This is a genomic window from Testudinibacter crocodili, from assembly GCF_006228025.1.
In the GTDB taxonomy this organism is placed as follows: Bacteria; Pseudomonadota; Gammaproteobacteria; order Enterobacterales; family Pasteurellaceae; genus Chelonobacter.
Genome location: NZ_VDHF01000119.1, coordinates 1 through 2657 on the forward strand (window position 1 = coordinate 1; position 2657 = coordinate 2657).

Annotated in this window: 2 protein-coding genes; both read left to right on the forward strand. The window is 44.1% G+C overall.

Annotated features, from left to right (window positions below):
• Positions 1-139 precede the first annotated feature (139 nt).
• The gene (locus FHQ23_RS11365) at positions 140-1858 is read left to right on the forward strand and encodes an acetolactate synthase 3 large subunit (protein WP_139614422.1); all 1719 of its coding nucleotides are present in this window, start codon (positions 140-142) and stop codon (positions 1856-1858) included.
• A complete protein-coding gene (gene ilvN, locus FHQ23_RS11370; protein ID WP_132966073.1) occupies positions 1858-2349 on the forward strand; it encodes an acetolactate synthase small subunit in 492 nt (163 codons plus the stop codon). Before FHQ23_RS11365 ends, ilvN begins: the two co-directional genes overlap by 1 nt.
• Positions 2350-2657 lie beyond the last annotated feature (308 nt).

Sequence of the window (2657 nt, forward strand, 5' to 3'; positions counted from 1 at the left end):
AATTTATACAGCATTTAAATCTTTTAAATTGCCAAAATACGCCTTAACCCCCAATAAAAAAGAGTGGACAACCGAAATCGGTTGGCGTAAAAATAACAGCATATTTAGTGGATATGGCTAACTTACCTCAGGGGGCGTAATGAAAAAATTATCGGGTGCTGAAATTATCGTACAGGCTATCCAAGATCAGGGTGTCAAATTCGTCTTTGGTTATCCGGGTGGCTCTGTTTTGGATATTTATGATGCAATTCAAACCCATGGCGGCATCGAACATATTTTGGTGCGCCACGAACAAGCTGCGGTACATATGGCTGACGGCTACGCACGTGCCACCGGAGAAGTCGGTTGCGTCTTGGTCACCTCTGGTCCCGGTGCTACCAATGCCATTACCGGGATCGCCACCGCTTATATGGACTCCGTTCCACTTGTAGTTTTTTCCGGTCAAGTCCGTAGCGCCTTAATCGGCAGCGACGCTTTCCAAGAGTGTGACATGGTCGGTATTTCTCGTCCAGTCGTCAAACACAGCTTTTTGGTCAAACGCGTGGAAGACCTAGCCGAAACCATCAAAAAAGCCTTTTATTTAGCCGCCAGTGGTCGTCCTGGTCCGGTGGTGATCGATCTACCGAAAGACATTGTCAATCCGGCAAATAAAATTCCTTATGTTTATCCGAAAAGTATCACGCTGCGCTCCTACAATCCGAATATTCACGGACATAAAGGTCAAATCAAGAGGGCGCTGAAAGCGGTATTAGTTGCCCAGAAACCGGTTATGTTTATCGGTGGCGGGATTATCAATGCCAATTGTGCCGAACAAGCCACCGAATTTGCCAGAAAATTGAATTTGCCGGTGGTCAGCTCATTGATGGGATTGGGCGGATTTCCGGGAACCGATAAGCAATCATTGGGTATGCTGGGCATGCACGGCACCTTTGAAGCCAATAATGCCATGCACGAAAGTGATTTAATCCTCGCCATCGGAGTGCGCTTTGACGATCGTACTACCAATAATTTGGAAAAATATTGTCCGCATGCCAAAGTGATCCATATTGATATTGATCCAACGTCTATTGCCAAGAATGTCAACACCTATATCCCGATTGTCGGCAGCGCTGATTTGGTCTTAAATGAATTTTTATCATTATTAAGCGATGAAACCAGCCTAAAATCACAAGCTTCATTAACGACATGGTGGCAGCAAATAGAGCAATGGCGCGCTCGCCAATGCTTGAATTATGAACACAGTAGCAACGTAATCAAACCACAGCAAGCGGTAGAAACCATTTATAAAATAACTCACGGCGAAGCCTATATTGCTTCCGATGTCGGTCAACATCAGATGTTTGCCGCACTTTATTATCCATTTGATAAACCACGTCATTGGATCAATTCCGGTGGTCTCGGCACGATGGGATTCGGCTTGCCGGCGGCAATGGGTGTGAAACTAGCATATCCCGATGCCTGTGTAGTGTGCATCACCGGCGATGGTAGCATTCAAATGAATATTCAAGAGCTGTCCACCGCTCAACAATACAATATTCCGGTGGTGATCATCAGTTTGAATAACCGTTTCTTAGGCATGGTGAAGCAGTGGCAGGATATTATTTATGCCGGACGTCATTCCCAATCCTACATGAACTCACTGCCGGATTTTGTCAAATTGGCGGAAGCTTACGGTCATGTTGGTATTCAAATCAACACCCCAGATGAGTTGGAGACGAAATTGCAACATGCCTTTTCCATTAAAGACAAACTGGTGTTCGTGGATATTCTGGTCGATGAAACCGAGCACGTTTACCCGATGCAAATCGCAGGCGGCGCCATGAACGAGATGATTTTAAGTAAAACGGAGAGAACATAATGCGTAGAATTATTTCAGTCTTATTAGAAAATGAATCCGGCGCATTATCGCGCGTTATTGGTCTATTTTCACAACGGGCATTCAATATTGAAAGCCTGACTGTTGCACCAACGGATGACCCGACATTATCACGCATGACGATCGAAGCTTTTGGCGAAGAGAAAGTGCTGGAGCAAATCGAGAAACAATTACATAAACTGGTCGATGTATTCAAAGTGATTAGCCTCAGTGATTGTGAGCATGTTGAACGGGAGATTATGCTGCTTAAAGTGCGGGCACAAGGCAATTCGCGTGACGAGGTCAAACGCCTATCCGATATTTATCGCGGGCAAATTATTGATGTGACGCCAAAAAGCTACACCATCCAGCTCGCTGGTACGAAGGATAAACTGAATGCGTTTATCGCCTCGGTCAAACAAGAAACCGAGGTAATTGAAGTCGTTCGCTCTGGCTTAATCAGCCTATCGCGCGGCGAAAAAAACTGTTTGTAATCTCATCCCAAACCGCACTTTGTTTACAAAGGCAAAGTGCGGTATCTTTCTCAACCAATAAAAACAATATTTTACGATCCTCATCGCAATCTTTTTTCTCAATCTAAATAGGATAAGTAATATCCCTTATTCTTATACTAGGGTCTGTTGATCTTTGTTTATAATTTGAGCTATAGACTATTTTTCGCCACTCTTTTTGAAAATAAATAAGGCAAAAGTCGTGAAGTTTAGTGATTCTAAACGAATGGCTTTTAACGCCGCTGTAGTAGCGAAAGTAATGGCGAAAAAGAGTCATAGTCCAGCGGATT

What these genes read in the sequence shown, in the direction of transcription:
- FHQ23_RS11365 (WP_139614422.1), top strand. Translation starts at nt 140, where the DNA reads ATGAAAAAATTATCGGGTGCTGAAATTATCGTACAGGCTATCCAAGAT.
- ilvN (WP_132966073.1), top strand. Translation starts at nt 1,858, where the DNA reads ATGCGTAGAATTATTTCAGTCTTATTAGAAAATGAATCCGGCGCATTA.